The organism is Frondihabitans sp. GW821-FHT04F02, assembly GCF_059420045.1.
Window position 1 is genome coordinate 658,232 of the sequence record NZ_JBWKSZ010000002.1, and the last position, 20,577, is coordinate 678,808.

Sequence of the window (20,577 nt, forward strand, 5' to 3'; positions counted from 1 at the left end):
ACAACACGCTGTGTCCCTTCGACACAGAAGAACGCAGAGACGCCCGGTGCTGAGCATCGGGCGTTTCGCATACCTGGGGGTCGCATGACCACGAACGCCGAGCTGCTCGAGATCGCCCGCTCCATCGCGCGGGAGGCGGGTGAGCTGGCTGCGCGGCGCCGGGCCCAGGGCGTCGAGGTCGCCGCGAGCAAGTCGAGCTCGGTCGACATCGTGACGCACGCCGATCGCGAGGTCGAGGCCCTGATCCGCGCACGGCTCGCAGCAGAGCGACCGGGCGACGGCTTCTACGGCGAGGAGTCCGGCGCGGAGCCGACGCAGACGGGTCTCACCTGGATCGTCGACCCGATCGACGGCACCGTGAACTTCCTCTACGGGATTCCGGCCTACGCCGTCAGCATCGCCGTCGTCGAGGGCGAGCCCGACCCGCTCACGTGGCGGGCTCTGGCCGCGTGCGTGTTCAACCCCGTCGCCGGGGAGGAGTACGTCGCGACCCGCGGCGGCGGCGCCTTCCTGAACGGCGAGCGTCTCGCCGTGTCGAGGCCCGCCGACCTGTCGCAGTCGCTGCTCGCCACCGGCTTCTCGTACGACCCTGTGCGCCGTATCGAGCAGGGCGCGGTCGTCGCCCCCCTCCTCGGCCGCGTCCGCGACATCCGCCGTATCGGGGCCGCCTCCCTCGACCTCTGCAGCGTCGCCGCGGGTCGGCTCGACGCCTACGTCGAGCGCGGCCTCCAGCCGTGGGATCACGCCGCCGGCGTCCTCGTCGCCGGTGAAGCAGGTGCGACGGTGCTCACCCCCGCCGGAGCCCAGGCCAGCCGCGACCTCACCTTCGTCTGCGCGCCCGCCGTCGCCGCTGGGCTCGCGGAGGCACTCGCCGACGTCGGGTTCTGAGTGCCGAACCAGAGAGGGCGCAGGAACTCCCCGACACCGCCCGACCCCCCACACTTCGGTATATATCAATATCGGGCCTAGCCATCCGGTTGCGAATTCGCTACCATTGGTCAGGCGTTGCTCGTCCGGGAGGCTTTCCGGGGGCGCACGCTAGGGTGATTCGATCACCGTCGTCCGCGGCCGTCTCTCCGCGGGCAGTTCCCGGCCACAGCCCTGTGCAGCACTTTCTGCGCGGCGCCGAAGCCCGCCCCCGAACCTGAGGACCTACTCGCAGTGACCCAGCCTGACGCCGCCCCCACCGCCCACCGCGGAACCGCAGGCGACGTCGACGGCCCCACCGTGGCCCCCCTCACGCGACGTGCCGCGCGCGCCCGCGAGCGTCAGCTCGAGACGGCGGCGACCCTGGTCGTCGACCCGTCATCGCTGGCTGGCTCGTCGTCGCTGGCTGGCTCGGCTGCGCTCGCCGGTCCGGCTTCGCTGGCTGGCGCGGCTGCGCTGGCCGATCCGACTGCTGTGGCCTCGGCGGCGCTCGGTGCCAATCCGGCTCGGGTCTCGCCGGCCCGCCTGTCTCCCGACGCGATGTCGTCGTCTGCCGTGTCGCCCGCGTCGGCGTCCGTGTCGACTGCTTCGGCGTCGCCAGCTCCGGTGTCGACTGCTTCGGCGTCGCCCGTATCGACGCCGGCGAGTCCGGCGTCGGTCGCCTGGCCCGCCACACGCACGACGCCGGGCTCGATGGTCACGTCGCGCACGTCGACGGGGTCCGGCCCGACGGTCGCGACGCCTGCGGTCACGACGACCGGTGGCCCGACGGTCGCGACGCGCACCTCGGTGGCGGCCGACCCTGTGGCTCGTGAGGCGACCCGTGCTGCCAAAGCCCCCTCGGTCGCAGCACCCGCCGCGGCCTCCGCCCCGGCGGCGCGACGGTCGCTGCGTGCCCAGCCGATGCGTCGAGTTCCTGCGCCCGGTTCCCCTCGTCTCGCACCCGCCGCGCTCCGGCCCGTGATCTCGACCCGCGGCCGTCGCACCCGCCGTTTCGGGGTCCTCGGAGGCCTCCTGTTCGTCGGGGCCACCGTCGTCGCGACCTCCGTTCCCGCGAACGCCTACTTCGTCGACACCCCCGAGCACGTCGCCGTGAAGCTCGCCGCCGCCGTCGAGGCCGGCACCACCGTCGGCGGGGCCACCTCGTCGACCGCCGGGCAGGGCTACATCGCGTCGGGCACCGTCGTCGGCGCCAGCCTCGGCCGTGACGGCTACTCGGTCAGCGCCCCCAAGGTCACCTCGTCGAGCACCGGCACCGGAGCGTTCGCGAACGACTCGACCGCGCCGGTCCAGTGGCCGTTCGCCACGACCTCGCCGATCAGCAGCGGCTTCGGCTCGCGGCAGGTCGCCAACTGCAGCTTCTGCTCCACATTCCACGAGGGCCTCGACTTCACGCCCGGCGCCGGCACGCCGATCCAGATCATCGCCGACGGCACCGTCTCGAAGGTCGAGCAGGGCGGCGGTGCCCTGGGCTACAACGTGTGGATCGACCACACCATCAACGGCGTCCCGGTCACCAGCGTGTACGCGCACATGGTCGCCGGATCCATCAAGGTCACGCTCGGCGAGAAGGTGAAGGTCGGCCAGCAGGTCGGCAACGTCGGCTCGACCGGCAACAGCACGGGTGCGCACCTGCACTTCGAGATCCACCTCAACGGCGTCCCGGTCGACCCGTACCCCTGGCTCGTAGCCAACGCCGGCGCGTAGCGCCTCGCCTGCCGCGGCTGCGCGCGGCGCCGCCGAACGTCGGCCCCGCCCCGCCTCATACCCGCCAATCGAGCGGCTCGGCCCGCGGGTTCGGTTCGGCCCCGCCGGGTCGGCGAAGACACGCCGCCGCGGCTCACGCCTGCCGATCCGGCGCGCTCCCGCCGAGTCGGCGACCTGGTCCCGCCGAATCGGCTCGCGCCCGCTGAAGGTCCGGCGGCTTCGTGCCGATCCGGCGGGGGCGAGGCGGTGGCGGGCGGCTCGGCCCGCGCTTTCGGTTCGGCCCCGCCGGTTCGGCGAAGACGCGCCGATGCGGCTCACGCCTGCCGATCCGGCGCGCTCCCTCCGGGGCGGCGACGTGGTCCTGCCGAATCGGCGCGTTCCCGCCGAACAGCAGGCGGGTTCGTGCTGATTCGGCGGGGGCGAGGCGGTGGCGAGCGGCTCGGCCCGCGGGTTCGGTTCGGCCCCGCCGGGTCGGCGAAGACACGCCGCCGCGGCTCACGCCGGTCGATTCGGCACGTTCCCTCCGAGGCGGCGACGTAGCCCCGCCGATTCGGCTCGTTCCCGCCGAACGGCAGGCGGGTTCGTGCCGATCCGGCGGGGGTGACGCACGCGCAGCCACCCACACCATGCCGCACCGACAACGCCGCGGATCACCCCACCCAGCGCCGCGACCGCGATCAGGCCGAGCGGACCCAGACGGTCGCGTCGCCCGGCAGCGCCGGCCCGTCGAGCTCCACGGTCGCCAGCAGCTCGTCGCCGATCGGCAGCTCGACCGGCACCGTGCCGGTATTCGCGATGACGGTCACGACGCCGTTGCGGAACGCGACCACATCGGCTCCGTATCCGTCGAGCCACTCGACCGAACCGGAACCCAGGTCGAACTCGGCCCGGAGCGCGAGCGCCAGGCGGTAGAGCTCGAGCGTCGACGCCGGCTTGCCGGTCTGCGAGTCGCGGGCGTAGGGCGCCCAGTCGTCGGGCTGCGGCAGCCACGACTCGCCGCTCGTGTTGAAGCCGTAGGCGGGGGACGCGGCCTCCCACGGGATGGGCACGCGGCAGCCGTCGCGGCCGTACCTCTCGCCGTTCGTGCGGAACCAGGTGGGGTCCTGGCGGGCGTCGTCGGGCAGGTCGATGGCCTCGGGCAGGCCGAGCTCCTCGCCCTGGTAGAGGTAGGCCGAGCCGGGAAGGGCGAGCATGACGGCGGTGGCGGCGCGGGCTCGGGCCAGGCCGACCGCGCGGTCGGGGAGGCCCGGGCTCGTGGGGCCGATTCCTGCGCCCTGGGGGTTGTCGGCGGTCAGCCCGAGGCGGGAGGCGTGGCGGACGACGTCGTGGTTCGACAGCACCCACGTGCTCGGCGCGCCGACGCTGGAGAACACCTCGAGGGAGGCGTCGATGACGCGCTTGATCGACGGGGCCGACCAGCCGCTCTCGAGGTAGGTGAAGTTGAAGGCCTGGTGCATCTCGTCGGGGCGCACCCAGTTGGCGAGCTTCGAGAGCGGCTCGACCCACGCCTCGGCGACGAGGATCCGGTCGCCCGCATACGTGTCGAGCAGCGCGCGCCAGGAGCGGTAGATCTCGTGGACGCCATCCTGCGCCCAGTACGGCGGCGTCGCGCCCTCTTCGAGCCCGCCGCCCATGCTGCCGCTGTCGGCGGGCGGGGTGTAGTCGGGCAGACCGGGCTTCTTGATCATGCCGTGGGCGACGTCGACCCGGAATCCGTCGACTCCGCGGTCGAGCCAGAAGCGCAGGATGTCGAGGAACTGCTCGCGCACCCACGGGTTCTGCCAGTCGAAGTCGGGTTGCGACGAGTCGAAGAGGTGGAGGTACCACTGGCCGGGCGTGCCGTCGGCCTCGGTGATCCGGGTCCAGGCCTCGCCGCCGAAGACCGACTGCCAGTTGTTCGGCGGCAGCTCGCCGTCGGCTCCCGTGCCGTCGCGGAACAGGTAGCGAGCCCGCTCGGTCGAGCCGGGACCGGCGGCGAGGGCCTCCTGGAACCAGCGGTGATCGCTCGACGAGTGGTTGGGGACGAGGTCGACCACGAGGCGCAGTCCGAGCTCGGTGGCCTTTGCGCGGAGGGCGTCGAAGTCGGCGAGGGTGCCGAACCGCGGGTCGACGTCGCAGTAGTCGGCGACGTCGTAGCCGGCGTCGCGCTGCGGCGACGTGTAGAACGGCGACAGCCAGACGGCGTCGACGCCGAGATCGGCGAGGGCCGAGAGGCGTGAGGTGATGCCGGGGAGATCGCCCATGCCGTCGCCGTCGCTGTCGGCGAACGAGCGCGGGTACACCTGGTAGATGACGGCTGTGCGCCACCACTCCGATCCCGTGTCGGCGGCGATCAGCTCGGAGGGGTCGATGTCTGAGGCGGGCACGGTGGACTCGTCGAGAGGCATGGGTGCCACGATACGACAGGCGTGCTCTGCTTTCCGTCTCCCTTGCCAGGCGGCCGATCTGATCGGTTAAGGTGGAGTTTCCGACGTCGATTGGCCTTGACCTGAACATCTTCACCGACACTGAGACCGCCACCGGTTCCGCGTTCCCTCTCGCGCTCGGCACGAACGTCTTCGGATGGACCGTCGGGGCTCCGACGGCGCTCGAGATCCTCGACGTGTTCGCGGCCGACGGCGGCCGGGTCATCGACACCGCCGACGTCTACTCGGCCTGGCTCCCGGGCAATTCGGGCGGCGAGTCCGAGGCCATCATCGGCCGCTGGCTGGCACGCCCCGGCAACCGCGACCGCGTGCTCGTCAGCACCAAGGTGGGCCAGCACCCCGACGCGCCCGGCCTCACGCGCGACAGCATCCGCCGGGGTGTCGAGGCGTCGCTGACCCGCCTCCGCACCGATCGCATCGACCTCTACTTCGCGCACTACGACGACGACGAGACGCCGCTGGAGGAGACCGTCGGCGCGCTTAGCGAGCTGGTCGACGAGGGCAAGATCCGGTATCCGGCCGCCTCGAACTACACGGGCGCGCGGCTCCGGCAGGCACTCGCGATCGCCGACCGCGACGGGCTGCACCCCTTCAGGGCGATCCAGTCGGCGTACAACCTCGTGCGGCGCGACGACTACGAGCGCGACGTCGCCCCGATCGTCGACCACTTCGGCCTCGCAGTGCTTCCGCACTCGGCGCTGGCGAGCGGATTCCTCACGGGCAAGTACCGCAACGGCGTCGACGACGGCGAGTCGCCCCGCGGCGGTCGTGCGCTGAGCTACCTCACCCCCGAGAACGTCGCCACGGTCGACGTCGTCATGGAGATCGCCGAACGCCACGGCGTCGTGCCGGGCGCCGTCGCCATCAAGTGGCTGGCCTCTCGCGACGGCGTGATCGGCGCCCTCTCCAGCGCCCGCTCGACTCTCCAGCTCGAGGGTCTGCTCGCGGCCTCCAGCCTCGATCTCTCGGCGCAGGAACTCGGGGCCCTCACTGCGATCTCGGAGCCCCCGGCCGCGTAGGCGCCGTCCGGGCCCTCCCGGCTCCCGCCCCGTGCGGTGACCGTCGTCGCCGTCGAGCAGGAGCTCCAGGCTGTGCGTGACCCGATGATGCCCCTCGCCGAATGTGTCGCCGCTCGGAATGCCCGGCGTAGACCGGTGTTGTCTTCAGGAGACACCTCGACAGAAGGAGCTCACATGACGGACGCACCTCGTATCGCACTCGGCGAAAGCGACCTCCGGGTCTTCCCCCTCAATCTCGGCGGCAACGTCTTCGGCTGGACGGCCGACGAAGAGACGTCGTTCGGCGTCCTCGACGCGTACGTCGCGGCCGGCGGCAACTTCATCGACACGGCTGACGTCTACTCGGCGTGGGTCCCTGGCAACGCCGGTGGCGAGTCGGAGTCGATCATCGGCCGCTGGATGGCGTCGCGCGGCAACCGCGCCGACATCGTGATCGCCACCAAGGTCGGCATGCTCGAGGGCTTCCAGGGCACCTCGCGCGACATCGTGCGCAAGGCCGTCGATGCATCTCTGCAGCGCCTCGGCACCGACTACATCGACCTCTACTACGCGCACCAGGACTTCACCGACCGCCCGGTCGAGGAGGCCGTCGAGGCTCTCGACGAGCAGGTGCAACTCGGCAAGGTCCGCGCCATCGGCGCCTCCAACTTCACCGGCCAGCGCCTCGAGCAGGCCCTGCGCTTCAGCGAGTCCGAGAACATCTCGAAGTACGCCGCGATCCAGAACAAGTACAGCCTCGTCGAGCGCGACGACGTCGAGGGAAGCGAGGGCGGCCCGACGGTCGCCGACGTGGCGCTCGCCGAGACCGTGTCGGTCATGCCGTACTTCTCGCTGGCCAGCGGATTCCTCACGGGCAAGTACCGCGACGGCGTGACCGTCGACAGCCAGCGCGCCAGCGGCGCCGGCGCGTACCTCGACGACCGTGGCCGCCGCGTGCTCGAGGTCCTCGACGAGGTGGCCGGAGCCCACTCGACCTCGGTCGCCACCGTGGCGCTCGCGTGGCTGCTCGCCCAGCCGTCGGTCGGCACGCCGATCGCGTCGTCCCGGACCGTCGAGCAGCTGCCCGACCTCGTCGCGGCCGCGACGCTGACGCTCGCCGACGACGAGGTCGCCGCCCTGTCGGCGGCGTCGTCGACCGTCTCGGCGTAGCCCTCATCGCGAGGGTGTCGGGGCGACCCGGCACCCTCCGTGCTGTCGGCGTCGTCCCGTGTCACGAGGCGCCTCGAAGTCCTGCTATTCTCGTGTGGTGCCAATCGCGGCCTGAAACACTGACGGCGCGACGGCTACGCCCCCTTAGCTCATTGGTAGAGCACTTCCTTGGTAAGGAAGAGGTAGTGGGTCCGATTCCCACAGGGGGCTCGTCCCTCTGAACGACACTGAACCACCGCTCGCGCGGACTCAGTCGAGATGCGGAGGCACAGGCCGGCCTAGTCGGCTGGTGCGGCGGGGTAGCTCAGGTGGTTAGAGCACACGGCTCATAATCGTGGTGTCGCGGGTTCGAGTCCCGCTCCCGCTACAGCTAAGACCCTCTGACCTGGCTTTTATTCGGGCAGAGGGTCTTTTTTATTCCAACCCCATTGCCTATATCGCTCAGAACTACGCTCAAGCTGTCGCCCTCCATGTGTAGCTTCGATCGACGCTCGTTTCAGTCTGCCTTGCACAGTCTTTCAAACACTGCGGATGGTTGCCCTGCAAGAAGCCGGCGCTACATCGGCTCAGCAGGCACAGATCTTGGAACGGGCGGTCACCTCCCCCCTGCCAAGGAGGTGACCAACGCAGCTCATATTTCGGGCTGCCGTCTTGGACACCAGGGGAGGATGAGCAGAGGCACTTTGTCGACTCCGTCCGGCTAAAAGATCATGCCCAGGGGTCTAACGCCGACTGCCTTTCCACTCGACTGCCAAGTCGCGTCCGTGGGTTCGTCCTCAGGTACGCGGAACATAAAGCCATGGCTGCAGGGCGGATCCACCAAAAGACATTCTCAATGACGCATCGCTCGCCGACTGTCTCGTCACTCCGGCCGGTCATGTCCCTGACTCGGTAGCACCTGGTAAGCGCCATTACCCGTGTTGACCCCGGTACGCTCCATCTGAGGTCAAAACGGGCTCCAGCCGGCCCGAGGTGATGAGGGAGACGCGATGAGTAACGGATACGGGCCGGGTGCTAGCGCGTCGACCCCATCCGTCGTTGTGGTGCCCTCGGGCGCCGGCCCGCGGGCCCGAGCTGTTCCGGTCGGGGGAGAGGCGGCCGCCCGTGAGCTGACGACCGCGTCGGCGGTGTTTCAGCGGGCGGCGCTGTCGGTGGGGACGCGGCGGTCGTATGAGTCGGATGTCCGGATGTTCTGCCGCTGGCTGGCCGGGTACACCGAGAAGGATCCTATCCCCGACACTCTCGTGGAGGAGCAGCTTTCGTTTCCCCGGAAGGCTGCGGAGGTGGCGGAGTACCTGTCCGAGAAGGCACTCCAACGCACGTCAGAGGATTTGCCGCGGTATTCGACGGCGTCGATTGGTCGGTGGGTGGCGGCGATCGCGTGGGCCCACCACGAGCGGGGTTTTCTGAACCCGTGCACCAGCCGGCAGGTCACTGACACGTTGAACGGGATCCGCCGCAGCACCCACCGCCCCACGAAACGGGCTTCGCCGCTTCTGGTGGCGGATTTACGGAAGACGGTGTTGGCGGTGGATGTGACCTCGTTTCCGGCCGGGGTGAAAGGCACCCGCGACATTGCCTTGTTGGTGTTCGGGTTCGCGGGGGCGTTTCGCCGCACCGAATTGTCCGAGCTGCTTATCGGGGACGTGTTCCTGCACGCGGAGGACGGTTTGCATGTGCGGGTGCGGTCCTCGAAAACGGACCAGGAGGGTCGGGGTCAGGTGAAGGCGTTGCCGTATGGGGCGAACAGTGCCACGTGTCCGCCGTGTGCGTTCCGCCGCTGGTACCGGCTCCTGCAAGCACGAGAGCAGGGCCGGCCGGAGGTGATGCGTGTCCTCCGCGGCCAGGATCTAGCGATTCACGTCTGCCAGGACCCGTGGACGGGCGGTCTTGCGGGGCGGGCGTCGTTGTTTCGGGCGATGGCGAAAACCGGCACCATCCGGGCGACGGCGGTTCAGGGCAATGCGATCGGGCGGATGGTCACCGAGCGTGCCGCCGCCGCCGGGATCCCGGCCGGGAACATCACCGGGCACTCCCTGCGGGCGGGGTTCGTTACCCAGGCCATTAGGGCGGGAGCCACTGATCATCAGATCATGCGGCAGACCGGACACAAAAACCCCGCCACTGTGCACGTGTATGCGAGGGAGAACGCTCCGTTGGAGCAGAACGCCGTCACCACCCTCGGCCTCTAACCCCAGGACCCCCTGACATGGACACCACACACACCACCGCAACCCAGGATGGGCGAGCCCGCCGGCTGGACCCGAAACAGTCGTGGGCGTGGGGGTTGTTTGCGGACTGGTGCGAGTCGTGTGGTGTGGAGGCGTTGCCGGCGACCCGGGACTCCCTGACCGGGTTCCTGGACGCATTCCCGGCCGCCAGGACAACCAAGGTGGGCCGGCTCGCGGTGATCCTCAGAGTGCATGCCCAGGCAGGGGTGGAGATTGATGCGCCTCGACTGACCGGGTACCCCGACACGCTGTGGACGGTCCGGTCCGGCCTCCTGGACCCGCAGGGCGCGTTGGCCCAACTCCCCAGGTACCGGTTCCCGGTAGGGCTGGTCGGGCGGCGGGACGGGTTCCTCATCGTCCTCACCGGGACTCTCGGGTTCACCCGTAACCAGGCCCGCATTGTGACGCCGCACGACATCACCATTCGTCCCGGCCACGCCAGCATCCGTGGCCATGTCATTCCGGCTGCGGATCTTCCGGGGGAGTGCCCGCGATGCGCCGTCGCCGCGTGGTTGTTGGTGATTGCCCCGCATTATGAACGCCTCCGCGGCTCCTACCTGCCGCTGCTTGACCCCACCACCGCTGACCTGACCGTGCACGCCTGCCAGCAGGAGGTCGGGGTGTTGTGGCGGGACGGGGTCGCGTTGTTGCCCTCGATCGACCACACCGGCGCCGTCGGCACCGGTGGCCCGATCAGTGCCCGGACGATCACGACCATCATCCGGCACCGCCGCACCCCCACCGGGTTCAGAGAGAAGATCGGGCCAGCGACGTTCGCGGTGGGCCGATTCCGGAACGCCAACTCTCGCGAACTGGCCACGGCGCAAGACGAGGTCCTCGACCAGATCGACACCGCCAACGCATACCTCGAGGAGCTCCTGGCCGAAGCACACCTGCTGAAGGGGCGAACCGCTCGGCCCGAAGAATGACTTCGGTTCGCGGTTTGTCGGGGGTTAGGTGGTGAGGGTGGTGGGGTTGCGGGGTCGGACAGAGACGATCTTGTCGGCAATGGTGGTGGCCCAAGCCCGGTAGCCGTCAGAGACACGTTGCTCTTCCGGAATGGTGGTCGCTGCGGGGGCCGTGCGCGGGCCAACCGTGTCCAGCCGAGGAGGGTCAAGATAGTGCACCCGGCCGGTGCAGTAAGCCTTCGTTAGGGTGTTGAGGGTGTTGGCGTGCTGGTCGACGGCGCCGCCGGGGCTGAGGGAGAACACGGGAACGGTGCTGGGGGGTTGGATACCGACCAGGATGATCTCCGCCGCCGTCGCCTTCACCAGGGCGCGGCTCAGGTGTCGCACGGCAGTGTCCCATTTTCGTGGTGCGAGGAGTTGCACGGCGTCGCTGGCGCCGCAGATAACGACGATCACATCAAAGTCCGTCACGTCCGTCCCGCCCAGCAGTGTGCTGAGGGTGTTAATGGTGGCCCCGTGGTCCATGCGGAGGTGTACTTCGGCGGGGTGACGGGTGCGGGATGTCATGGCGCGGGCAAGATGCCCAGGAATGGCGTCGTCGTGATCGGTGACACCCCAGCCCGCGAGAGCACCGTTCCCGAGCAGCAGCACCTTGTCGGGGTAGGCACCCGGGGTGCAGGCGGGGCAAGCGTAGGTGGGGCGGGGAATGGCGGTATCGGAGTGGATGGAACGGGCTTTGACCTTCATCACCGGCCGGAAAAGGGCAGCGATTTTGCGAACCATGCTTCGATCCCTCTTCCAGCGTTACAGCCACGTGGCCGCGCGGTCGACCTTAGATAAGTCAAGTCACCTTTGCTGAATGCGCTCGAGCACGGGAAGCGATTTCTGCGCGTAGTGCTGGGACACCGTTCACAAACGCGGGCCGCAGAGAGCTACGCGTGTTGATCAGATCAGAGGGAAGGGCATTGCGGGATGGATTCTGAGGCGGTCATTACGGCGTTGGCGGAGTTTGGTCGGGCCAATCATCTTCCGCCGGTGTTGTGGTAGGAAGATACCGTCGGCGCGTTCGGGGGTGTGGACGGGTTCGGGAACCTGACCACCTGCACCCGCTGGGCCGGCCTATTACAGCTGGCTGAGGTCCCCGCGGCCGGGGAACCCATGTGGTCGGGCCAATTCGGTTCCTGGCAGGTCCGTATCCGCTGCGACGAGGCATGAATGGCAAGACCTCTGACCGGTCGTGACGTTGCCGGTGTCGTAGTCTTCGACAGGTGAGTGTCGCTGCCAATAGTTGGTTCCTTGACCGTGCCGAGTGGGGTCCGTCAGTGTCGGATGTTCATTCCGGTGGAGCGGGGCCGTGGTCGGAGGGCAACCTGGTACGCCCGCTTGTGCATGGGGCGACGTACTTCGCCCGGTTGCACGAGGAATTGACAGCGCTCGGCCCGGGGGACCGGGTGTGGTTTACCGATTGGCGTGGTGACGCCGACGAACGCCTCCTCCCCGACGGCCCCACTGTCGGCCAGGTCCTGACCGACCTGGCGAAGCGTGACGTGGAGGTGCGCGGGCTGGTGTGGCGATCGCACGGGGAGAAGATCTCGGGGCCGATCAGTGGCCGGTCGAATCAGCTGCTGGGCGCGGAGATCAACGAGGCCGGCGGGGAGGTGCTGCTGGATCAGCGGGTGCGGGTGTTCGGCTCGCACCATCAGAAATTATTCGTCATCCGGCGCCGAGACGACCCGTCCAAGGACGTCGCTTTCGTCGGCGGCATCGACTTGTGTCACAGCCGCCGAGACGACGCCGATCATCACGGCGACCCGCAGGCCCTGGACATGGATCCGCGTTACGGGAAGCAGCCCCCGTGGCACGACGCCGCATTGGAACTACGGGGCCCTGTCGTTGCCGACCTGCTGGACGTATTCGCAGAGCGGTGGGATGACCCGCACCCGTTGGATCGGCGGACCCCGTGGCGGATGCTGATGCAACGCCTAGCCCGAATGCCAAGGCATCCTGAGCCCCTCCCGGAGAGGACACCGCCGCCGCCCTTTGCCGGCCCACACTCGGTGCAACTGCTTCGCACGTACGGGCACAAGCGGCCCCCGTTCCCGTTCGCTCCGGGCGGGGAGCGCAGCGTTGCCCGAGGCTACGCGAAAGCGTTCGCACAAGCCGAAAAGCTGATTTACATCGAAGACCAGTACCTGTGGTCGACCGAGGTCGCCGCCGGCATCGCGGAGGCTCTTCGCAAAAGCCCCCGCCTTCAGGTCATCGTCGTCGTGCCCCGCTACCCGAACTCCGATACCGCTTTCTCCGGGCCGCCGTCGCGGATCGGGCAGATCGACGCCATCCGGCTTCTTAAGCGGGCGGCGCCCGGCCGGGTGGGTGTGTTCGACCTCGAGAACTCCGTGGGAACGCCGATCTATATTCACGCGAAGGTGTGCATCGTCGATGACGTGTGGATGACCTGCGGGTCGGACAACTTCAACCGCCGCTCCTGGACGACCGATAGCGAACTGACCTGCGCCGTCTTCGACACCACCCCCGCGCAAGCGGGCGCCAGCCCCGAGGGCGGGCAGGAAGACGGCGCCCGGATGTTGGGGCAGAGCCTTCGGGTGCAGCTCTGGGCAGAGCACCTGGGCCTTGATGAGGGTGACCCGCGTCTTCTCGACCTCGATTCCGGGCTCAGGCTCTGGCGGGAGACAGCGGACGTTCTCGATCACTGGCACGACTTCGGCCACGGCCGGCCGCGGCCGGTAGGGCAGATCCGCCACCATGTAACCGAGCCTGTCTCCCGCTGGCAGCGGCTGTGGGCAAGACCGGTGAACCGGCTCGCGGTCGACCCTGACGGTCGGCCTCGCAGCCAACGGAAAACCGCCGATTTTTAACAGCACAGTCAGCGACCGTCGACGTTAGAACATGAACCGTCGGTGGCCCGATGTTTATGTGGTCGTCCAGACGAAGTTAAAGCTGTTTCTGGATTTGGAGGGCGAGGTCGCGGAAGATGACCGGGTCGATGCCGTCTTCTGGGGGCGTGTCGGAGACGACGCAGAAGGTGCCGATGCGTGTGCCGTCGGGGGCTGTCAGGGGGTGCCCGGCGTAGAACATGCCGGGGTAGTTCCCGGTGAGGCGGTCATCGAGGGCGGTGTTTTCGATGATGACGGTTCCGCACTGGGCAAGAGTCACGGCGCAAAACGACCCCGCAACGGGGATCACACCTGTTTCTCGGGCTGTGGTTCGGACGATGAGGTCGTCGCCGCGCGCGATGGTGAACATCGCCGTGTCCACCCCCAGCACGGCCTTGGCGCGATCGAGCAGCGTGTCGATTCGTTTGTCAGTGTCGATCATGGGTTGCAGTTGCGCCCAGCTGCGCAACCGCTGCCGCGCCGTCTGGACGGGGAGCGCCGTAGCAGGTGTGCCGGTCGAGCTGCGTTCAGGGGTCGGAAGCAGGGGGGCGAGGTGGTCTGCTTGCTCACCGGCCCAATATTCGTAGTGACTGGGTCGCCCGAGCTGGTTCGCCGGATCGGGTTGAGGGACGAACATCGGGGCGGGCATAAAAAAGGTGTCTTTGCGGGCGGTGCAGAGGGCCTTGGTGGCGGCATTCAGATGCTCGGCTTGCACATCGAGCGCCCCGGCGGCGGGTGCTTTTAGGAAAGGGACGCGGCTTGGTGTGGGGACGCCCATGACTGTCGCGGTGATCCCGTCGCGGGTGCGGTCACGGATCTGATCGAGAAGGAGCGTCAGCTGAGCCGTCCACGAGGCGGCGGTGGTAAACGCGTTGAGGTCCCTGAGACCTGCGTGGATAGCAATGGCGTCGATGTCCCCCAGGTCTCGGTTGTCGAGAATTGCCCGAACGGAAGAAACGTCGTCTCTGTCGACCAGTTCTAGGGAGACATTTACTCCTCGCCCGGTGCGGGTGTGCAGGGCCCGTGCGAGGTGGCCGGGAAGGGCGAGGTCATGGGTGCTGACCCCCCACCCGCGAACGATGTCACCCCCGACTAGGAGCACCGTGACCGGGTCGGGGCCGGACGTGTGCGCTTCTGGGGCGTCACGCGGAAACACGCGGGTGGGCATGGGCCTCGGGTAAAGGTGTCGAAGCCGAGACGTTAGTGTCTTGATCACGGGCGGTCTTTCAGCGAGGGAAGGGAAAGCCCTGCGGCGCTGCGGGGCTTCCCTCGGATGGTTACCAACAGGTAAACAGACACGGCCGCCATTCGCACCACCCCCAACGGGGACTTCCCGCTTGCGTTCCGCCGGACAGAGAATGCGGGCACCGCTCAGTTGGAGTTTGTTGCTGCCCATCTCGCAGGAGGTTGTCGTGACGACTCGCCGGCGGCAGCTCTACCCACACCGCACGAAAACGCGGCGCTCCAGGCTTACCTGCTTGAAGAGCATTCATTAGCGCCCAACACGCCACCAAGCCGGGGTTCGTGACGCCACAGAAAGCTGCGTGCAGCGATACCCGGCCTGGGCAGGAGGGCAGTTAAGCATTCGCTCTACTCGCACGCATGATCGGGTTGCTTGTTGTGCGGAGGTGCCCAGTCCTTCCATCGAAGAAAGGATCAGAGCTAGATAAATTCGGGGGGTCGACCCGACGTATCGCTCACGCTGCCGCCAGGAGTTCGACTGGGGGCATTTCGTCTTGGTTGTGCACGGGTCGGGGGATGGTGACCCAGAGGTCCATGGTGTCGTCGGTGTCGAGCCCGAGGGCGACGGCGGTTTCGTCGGGGGTGGAGGCGACGATGGTGATGGCGGTATCGGAGTCGGGGTCGCCGGTGCGGATGATGATGCGGCTGGAGGTCAAGTGGCGAATGTGATCAGCGACTTGGTGCAGTAGTGGGTCGAGGTCGTGGTGGGGGATGTCGTCGAGGCCGCCGTCGTCGAGGATTTGCACGGTGGCGCCGCGGCGGCGGTGGTCGTGTGCGGCGGCACGGATGGCACCGTTGAGGAGTGTTCTGCCGCGGATCTCGTCGCGAAGGGCCTGCTCAAGGACCCGGCACTCGTCGCGGAGCTCGTCAGTCGGGACGCCATCTAGGGCAATCACTTTGCGCAGGGCGGGGGTTGCGTTGTGGCCGGCACGGAGAAGACGTCGCCGCCGTTCGGAGTTGTACGCGTTACTCTGAGCCTGCCAGATCACGAGTTGTCGTTCGCGCATCGTGGCCGCCTGGGTGAGGGAGTTGACCCGGCTGATCGCGTGGTTGAGGACTAGGCCCTCGGTTAGGAGGATCAACTCGCCGGCAAGGCCCAAATGGATGATGCCGAGGGGGCCGGCCCAAATGCTGATGTAGATGGCCAGTGCTGTGAGGGCGACGATGGGCGGGAGTCGATGTCCGCTCATGATGAGCATGGTAGCGCCGGCGATGATGCCGCAGGTATACCAGGAGATGGACACGGCGGTCTGTTGCTCAGGGTGCAAGCCGACGGGGCCGCAGATGATGATGACGAAGCCGACTCCGACGACCAGCCACGCGGTTCGGGCCCTCATGGTGCCGGTATGCGCGCCTTTGAGGAGGGTAGGGAGCAGTGCCACTCCGAGGATGATGGCGACCCCTGGGCCGTGTGCCCTGTACACCACGAGGTTTTCGATGGCGGCCATCGTGATCGCGCCACCGATCAGGATCGCAAGAACAACACGCAAAAGCCCGCGGGAGATGACCCGCACCCCGGTACCCGTGTCCCGGGTTGGGCAGGACGGTTGATCGTCGGGATGCCAATCCAGGGTGACGGTGGTGCCGCGACCGGGGGTGGATTCAATGGTGGCGGTACCGCCGACGTCCCGAACCCGTTCCAGGATCGACACCCGCACCCCGAGGCGCTCCGGAGGGAGAAGGGAGGTATCAAACCCGGACCCGTCGTCGGCGATGACGATTCGGACGCCGCGATCACCGAGAAGTTCCGCAGTCACGGTGCACGTCGCCCCAGGGCCGGCATGGTGTCGGCTGTTGGTGACGGCTTGTGTGGTGGCGCCGAGAAGAGCTGAGGCCGTGTTTTCCGGCATGCGGACGTGAGCAACGGGTCCAAAGTCGATTTCCGTGTTCCGATGGGGTGCGTCCAGGTGCGGGGCCTCGTCATGGAGGACGTCACCCAACATGACGTCGACCGCTGTTGGCAGCAGGCGAGGCGTGACGTTCGAGACAATGTCCAAAGCCGCCACCGCCATACCTTTGACCTGCTCGCGGGCGGGGGCCGAGGAAGCGGCCGCGAGAAGGGCAGCAAGGACGGTGTCATGGATAAGAGCATCTGTCCGCACCCGTTCGGCTTCGCGAGCGATCTCTCCCTGGCTGTGAGCGAACATCCGATCGGCAGAATGCCGGGCGGCGTCAGCCCAGTCCGCCCTGTTGCGCAGCGACGTCACCGCAAGGACCAGGAACACGGACAAGGCGATGAGGCCGGCGGCAGCGATCGCGACGAAACCCGGCGGCAGCGAAGGGGCGTACAGGGCCACGGGTCCGCAGATAACCAGCAGACAACCAGCAATCGCCCGGCGGGGTGTCATCGTCCCGATTGCCACGCAGGCAAAAGCGGAGCAACCGAACGTGAACGGCCACGGGTTCGTCACGCTCAGGGACGGGGCATCCGGTAGTAACGGGTGCGACACGACGAGCAGCACGTACGACGTTGCCGAGCACCACAACCAGGTCCGAGACGGTGAGCCCTTGCGGAGCAGAGCTGTCAGAATAGACAGCACCATCAGGATGGCCAGCGTCCACGACATGATCGTCCCGTGGCCACTCAACCCAGGACCGGAATCAGGGATGGCCGACAGCATCAGGAGAACAGTGACGACAGCCACAACGGTGACCATGACCCGCTCCACACCTACCCGCAATGACCCGAAACGGGCCGCGTCGAAGGCTGGCGCCGCAAAGAGCCTCATGGGTCGACGCAGGATGTTGTCTCCCGCTGCGGCCGGCGTTGAAGGCCCCACGACACCACCATCCTTATTCCTCGTCAGAACCGTAAGACGACCTGGACCCGTGCGTCGACGCCCAAAACGGGGTGCGGAGGGTAGAGCTTGCGGATTGTCCACCTATTAGGCGGATGAGAAGCTGGCGGGTTTGGAAAGGGTTCCAACCAGGTAGAGGCCGCCGAGAGCGGACGTGACGAGCCCGACCGGGATCTGGGTGGGGCTGAGGACGCGGGCGGCGAGAAGATCGGCGACGCTCAAGAGAAGGGCACCGACCAGAGTTGCCGGAAGAAGTCGGGCTTTGAGCTCGGGGATGACCAGGCCAGCGATGTGTGGCGCGGCTAGGGCGACGAAAGAGATGGGCCCGGCGGCCGCAACAGAGACGGCGGCCAGGGCGACGCCGGCGAGGAGGAGTGCCGGTCGCCAGAATTGGACCGCGAGCCCTACTGAGATCGCCGTGTCGTCGCCGAGGTCGAGGATCTGCAGTGGGGTCTGGCCGAGGAAGGTGATCGGGATGAGGACGGCGATCACGATGACGGCGGGGGTGACTTGGTGCCAGGTGATGGCGTTGAGGCTGCCGAATTTCCATGCTGCGGCGGCCTGGGCGCGGTCGATGTCGGCCCGGGTCAGCAGGTAGTCGTTGACCGAGGCGAGCATTGCCCCGACGCCGATGCCAACCAGGATCAGCCGTTCTCCGTGGCTTTTGCTGGCCGCGCCGAGAACGTAGACGACCACCGCGGTTGCGGTGGTCGCACCCAACCCTGCGCATTCGGTGATGAACGAGGTGGTGGGGGCCAACGCCCATGGCGTGCTCTTTCGAACAGACCCAGTAGACAGCCTGGCCCCGGCCCTGCACCATCTTCCGGGGCGGCCCCCGAAGGCTGTATTTGGGCCGGTGGGTGTTCGTACCCCGCGTCTGGCCCCGCACCAGCGCGACGTGGTCGCCCTGTATGGGGCGGGGCTCACTCTCCCAGAAGTCGCCGCCCACATGGGGTTGAGTCGCCACACAGTCGAGACGTATCTGAAAGAGGCCCGCACCACCTTCGAAAAGGCCGGCATCGATATCCGCACCAAGACCCGCCTGAGCATGCACACCGCCGGCTGACACCACGGCGGCGGTGCGGTGGTGGCGCTACCGGATCACGGGGTGCCGGAAACCGGGTGGGGATAGTTGACCGGGTGTCGGCAGGCGGTAGTGTTCTGCCAATCCACCGTGGGGTGGCCCGTAAGGGGGATCGGTATGTGGGAGCGTGTGCTGCGGCCGGTGATGCGGGGTTGGTACCGGAAGATCATGTTCACCGCTGGCAGTCTGCCCTCGCCCCAGGACGCCCCGACCGTGACCACGCCGGGTCCCGACCCGGACCGGATCCTGCTGATCGGGAACGGGCCGGCGTTCGGGTGGGGAGTGACCTCTCATGAGTTGTCTTTGACGGGGCATCTTGCTCGGGAGGCACACCGGGGAACCGGCCGCCCAGCCACGGTTCGTTTCATGGGTCACGAGATGATGAATGTCGCCTCCGCTACCCGCTGGCTTGGCGACCACGACCTGCACGCGTATGACGCGATCGTGGTCATGATCGGTCTCAATGACGCCGCTCGTTTGACCCCGGAGGCCGACTGGCGGCAGCACCTCACACGGCTTCTAGACGCTTTTTGCCAACGGTCAAAGTGGTCCGCGCAGATCATCGTCGCCGGCATCCAACCCGTCCGGTCCATCACCGCCTTCGATTCGGTCCTGGGCGGCATCGCTGCCAAGCATGCGGAACGTTTGAACCGCATCACAGAAGAAGTCGTTACCGGCCGCGACGATACGACCTTCTACCCGCTTGCACCCGTCGTGTTCGCAGCAGATCGCCCCTTCGGGTCGACCGACACGTATAAGCAACGCGCCATCACCCTCACCGACCAGCTCATCCCCAAGCTCGAGCAGGTCCGCCAGGACGAACAAGAAGCGCGCGCCCAACACCGTGAGACGAATACGACGTGGCACTGGTCAGGCGCGGAACAATTCGTCGCCAACGCCGCCGACGGCGGCTCGGACACCCTCAAGGCACTCACTACGGAGGCGCAGACGACGTTCGGTGTGGATCTCGCCGTGGTGACGCTGCTGGATGGGACGACCCTCTGGTACGGGGTGCACACGAACCTGCTTCCCCGGTCGGTGCCGAGGGACCTGACGTATTGCGATGTCGCCGCCGCCACCGACGCACCGCTGATCGTGCCGGATTCTCGGTCGGACCCCCGGTTCCAGGACAACCCGTTCATCGACATCAGCGGCAGCAGGTTCTACGCCGGTCACCCGCTGAAATCATCTACGGGCGTCACCATCGGCACCTTCTGCCTCCACAACCTCGCACCCCGCCCCGCCTCCAGCATCCCATTGGACACCTTGGCATCGTTCGCCAGACGCGCCGAACAGGAACTGCACCGGTACGAAAAGGGACAACCCTCGCCGCCGTCTGATCTCGACTGATCCGCACGCCCACGGAGGTCTTCTCGGAAAGTGCAGGGTTTCCCGCCCGGGCGGGAAACCCCGCGGCCGTTCCTCGACAGGAACCGGATCAGTGGATCCCCGGGGTCGGGCCTTTGCCTGGGGTACCATCCCCCGGCACCACTACCGTAACCGGTATCTGGCTGCCGGTAGAAGCCTTATTGACGTCTGCTCAGAGGGCTCGGGTGGGTGCGTTTGTGAAGCAGGCGGCCCTTACGCCGCGCTCGGCAGCGCGAGAGCTGACCGCAGATACGCTTTCAACAACTCTGGTCTCTTGTCCGCCTGGCTGTCGTCCAGGCACGCACAGATACTCAACCCGTCAATGAGCGCCACAAACCCTGCCGCCACAAAGTCGGCATCCACCAGCGGCAGCTCCTTCGAGGCGATCCCAGCAGTAATGATTCCCGTGATGACACCGGACCACATGCCCGTTACGTCCCGGGCAACTTCCGCGGTCGCCGCATTTTTTTCGACCCAAAGCCCAGGCGTCTGCCCATACCCAGTTATCGGCGCAGTGGGCTCCATCCCCGATCTCCTCGGCAACGAACCACAGCGCGTCGACCGCCGAACCGAATGCGGCAGCGTCGGTAGTGATTTTCTCGAGTTCCCGGATCGCGATCGTGCGGAACACCCGGGCAGCAAGAACTGGCATCGACGGCTCCACCCGGGCAACAGTCCTCGGGTCAAGCCCTGCCCGTTTCGCCACCCGGCCCAAGGTCACCGCCGGTAGCCCCGACTCGTATGCGACATCACACGCGATCCGGTCGATTCGTGCCCGCAGCTCCGCGTCGGCCCCCATCAATTCCATGACCTTAGAAAACCAG

General features: G+C 67.5%; 15 protein-coding genes and 2 tRNA genes. 11 read left to right on the forward strand and 6 right to left on the reverse strand.

Annotated elements, in window-relative coordinates:
* Positions 1 to 84: 84 nt before the first annotated feature.
* On the forward strand, positions 85 to 888 hold the full coding sequence (locus tag AC07TY_RS08235; protein WP_494784967.1) for an inositol monophosphatase family protein: 804 nt from the start codon (positions 85 to 87) through the stop codon (positions 886 to 888).
* Positions 889 to 1,161: 273 nt separating this feature from the next.
* Positions 1,162 to 2,634, forward strand: a complete 1,473-nt coding sequence (locus AC07TY_RS08240; RefSeq protein ID WP_494784968.1) for a M23 family metallopeptidase — start codon at positions 1,162 to 1,164, stop codon at positions 2,632 to 2,634.
* A 677-nt stretch (positions 2,635 to 3,311) separates the two neighbouring features.
* On the opposite strand, the gene AC07TY_RS08245 is transcribed toward AC07TY_RS08240, so the two are convergent.
* Positions 3,312 to 5,021: a glycoside hydrolase family 13 protein gene (locus AC07TY_RS08245; protein WP_494784969.1), complete on the reverse strand. Its 1,710-nt coding sequence runs from the start codon at positions 5,019 to 5,021 to the stop codon at positions 3,312 to 3,314.
* 71 nt (positions 5,022 to 5,092) lie between these two features.
* Here AC07TY_RS08245 and AC07TY_RS08250 point away from each other — a divergent pair, with 71 nt between their 5' ends.
* The 6 genes from AC07TY_RS08250 to AC07TY_RS08275 all read left to right on the forward strand — a co-directional run bounded on the left by AC07TY_RS08250 (position 5,093) and on the right by AC07TY_RS08275 (position 10,388).
* Entirely contained in the window at positions 5,093 to 6,079 is a 987-nt protein-coding gene (locus AC07TY_RS08250; RefSeq protein WP_494784970.1) for an aldo/keto reductase, read from the forward strand.
* A gap of 174 nt (positions 6,080 to 6,253) precedes the next feature.
* Entirely contained in the window at positions 6,254 to 7,228 is a 975-nt protein-coding gene (locus tag AC07TY_RS08255; RefSeq protein WP_494784971.1) for an aldo/keto reductase, read from the forward strand.
* Positions 7,229 to 7,366: 138 nt separating this feature from the next.
* Positions 7,367 to 7,438, forward strand: a tRNA-Thr gene (locus AC07TY_RS08260).
* A gap of 83 nt (positions 7,439 to 7,521) precedes the next feature.
* Positions 7,522 to 7,595: transfer RNA gene (locus AC07TY_RS08265), tRNA-Met, on the forward strand.
* A 622-nt stretch (positions 7,596 to 8,217) separates the two neighbouring features.
* Positions 8,218 to 9,420, forward strand: a complete 1,203-nt coding sequence (locus tag AC07TY_RS08270) for a site-specific integrase (RefSeq protein ID WP_494784972.1) — start codon at positions 8,218 to 8,220, stop codon at positions 9,418 to 9,420.
* Positions 9,421 to 9,437: 17 nt separating this feature from the next.
* Positions 9,438 to 10,388, forward strand: a complete 951-nt coding sequence (locus tag AC07TY_RS08275) for a hypothetical protein (RefSeq protein ID WP_494784973.1) — start codon at positions 9,438 to 9,440, stop codon at positions 10,386 to 10,388.
* A 24-nt stretch (positions 10,389 to 10,412) separates the two neighbouring features.
* Here AC07TY_RS08275 and AC07TY_RS08280 read toward each other — a convergent pair whose 3' ends face one another.
* Positions 10,413 to 11,150, reverse strand: a complete 738-nt coding sequence (locus tag AC07TY_RS08280) for an SGNH/GDSL hydrolase family protein (RefSeq protein WP_494784974.1) — start codon at positions 11,148 to 11,150, stop codon at positions 10,413 to 10,415.
* Between the two features lie 629 nt (positions 11,151 to 11,779).
* Between AC07TY_RS08280 and AC07TY_RS08285 the strand changes: the two genes are divergently transcribed.
* Positions 11,780 to 13,243: a phospholipase D family protein gene (locus AC07TY_RS08285; RefSeq protein WP_494784975.1), complete on the forward strand. Its 1,464-nt coding sequence runs from the start codon at positions 11,780 to 11,782 to the stop codon at positions 13,241 to 13,243.
* Between the two features lie 76 nt (positions 13,244 to 13,319).
* Here AC07TY_RS08285 and AC07TY_RS08290 read toward each other — a convergent pair whose 3' ends face one another.
* From AC07TY_RS08290 to AC07TY_RS08300, 3 genes are all read right to left on the reverse strand, one after another.
* Positions 13,320 to 14,429 carry a GAF domain-containing protein gene (locus AC07TY_RS08290; protein WP_494784976.1) on the reverse strand — a complete coding sequence of 370 codons (1,110 nt, stop codon included), beginning with the start codon at positions 14,427 to 14,429 and terminating at the stop codon, positions 13,320 to 13,322.
* 529 nt (positions 14,430 to 14,958) lie between these two features.
* Complete coding sequence (locus tag AC07TY_RS08295) at positions 14,959 to 17,232, reverse strand: sensor histidine kinase (RefSeq protein WP_494784977.1); 2,274 nt, start codon at positions 17,230 to 17,232, stop codon at positions 14,959 to 14,961.
* 156 nt (positions 17,233 to 17,388) lie between these two features.
* On the reverse strand, positions 17,389 to 18,060 hold the full coding sequence (locus AC07TY_RS08300) for a FecCD family ABC transporter permease (RefSeq protein ID WP_494784978.1): 672 nt from the start codon (positions 18,058 to 18,060) through the stop codon (positions 17,389 to 17,391).
* A 97-nt stretch (positions 18,061 to 18,157) separates the two neighbouring features.
* On the opposite strand from AC07TY_RS08300, the gene AC07TY_RS08305 reads away from it, so the two are divergent.
* Together AC07TY_RS08305 and AC07TY_RS08310 are read left to right on the forward strand one after the other, a co-directional pair.
* A complete protein-coding gene (locus AC07TY_RS08305; RefSeq protein ID WP_494784979.1) occupies positions 18,158 to 18,367 on the forward strand; it encodes a sigma factor-like helix-turn-helix DNA-binding protein in 210 nt (69 codons plus the stop codon).
* A 186-nt stretch (positions 18,368 to 18,553) separates the two neighbouring features.
* Positions 18,554 to 19,735, forward strand: a complete 1,182-nt coding sequence (locus AC07TY_RS08310) for a GAF domain-containing protein (protein WP_494784980.1) — start codon at positions 18,554 to 18,556, stop codon at positions 19,733 to 19,735.
* Positions 19,736 to 19,966: 231 nt separating this feature from the next.
* On the opposite strand, the gene AC07TY_RS08315 is transcribed toward AC07TY_RS08310, so the two are convergent.
* Positions 19,967 to 20,278 (reverse strand): TetR family transcriptional regulator C-terminal domain-containing protein, encoded by a 312-nt coding sequence (locus tag AC07TY_RS08315; protein ID WP_494784981.1) that lies wholly within the window; start codon positions 20,276 to 20,278, stop codon positions 19,967 to 19,969.
* Positions 20,279 to 20,577: the final 299 nt, after the last annotated feature.

What these genes read in the sequence shown, in the direction of transcription:
- AC07TY_RS08270 (WP_494784972.1), top strand. Translation starts at nt 8,218, where the DNA reads ATGAGTAACGGATACGGGCCGGGTGCTAGCGCGTCGACCCCATCCGTC.
- AC07TY_RS08255 (WP_494784971.1), top strand. Translation starts at nt 6,254, where the DNA reads ATGACGGACGCACCTCGTATCGCACTCGGCGAAAGCGACCTCCGGGTC.
- AC07TY_RS08290 (WP_494784976.1), bottom strand. Translation starts at nt 14,429, where the DNA reads ATGCCCACCCGCGTGTTTCCGCGTGACGCCCCAGAAGCGCACACGTCC.
- AC07TY_RS08315 (WP_494784981.1), bottom strand. Translation starts at nt 20,278, where the DNA reads ATGGAGCCCACTGCGCCGATAACTGGGTATGGGCAGACGCCTGGGCTT.
- AC07TY_RS08280 (WP_494784974.1), bottom strand. Translation starts at nt 11,150, where the DNA reads ATGGTTCGCAAAATCGCTGCCCTTTTCCGGCCGGTGATGAAGGTCAAA.
- AC07TY_RS08310 (WP_494784980.1), top strand. Translation starts at nt 18,554, where the DNA reads ATGTTCACCGCTGGCAGTCTGCCCTCGCCCCAGGACGCCCCGACCGTG.
- AC07TY_RS08245 (WP_494784969.1), bottom strand. Translation starts at nt 5,021, where the DNA reads ATGCCTCTCGACGAGTCCACCGTGCCCGCCTCAGACATCGACCCCTCC.
- AC07TY_RS08295 (WP_494784977.1), bottom strand. Translation starts at nt 17,232, where the DNA reads ATGAGGCTCTTTGCGGCGCCAGCCTTCGACGCGGCCCGTTTCGGGTCA.
- AC07TY_RS08275 (WP_494784973.1), top strand. Translation starts at nt 9,438, where the DNA reads ATGGACACCACACACACCACCGCAACCCAGGATGGGCGAGCCCGCCGG.
- AC07TY_RS08235 (WP_494784967.1), top strand. Translation starts at nt 85, where the DNA reads ATGACCACGAACGCCGAGCTGCTCGAGATCGCCCGCTCCATCGCGCGG.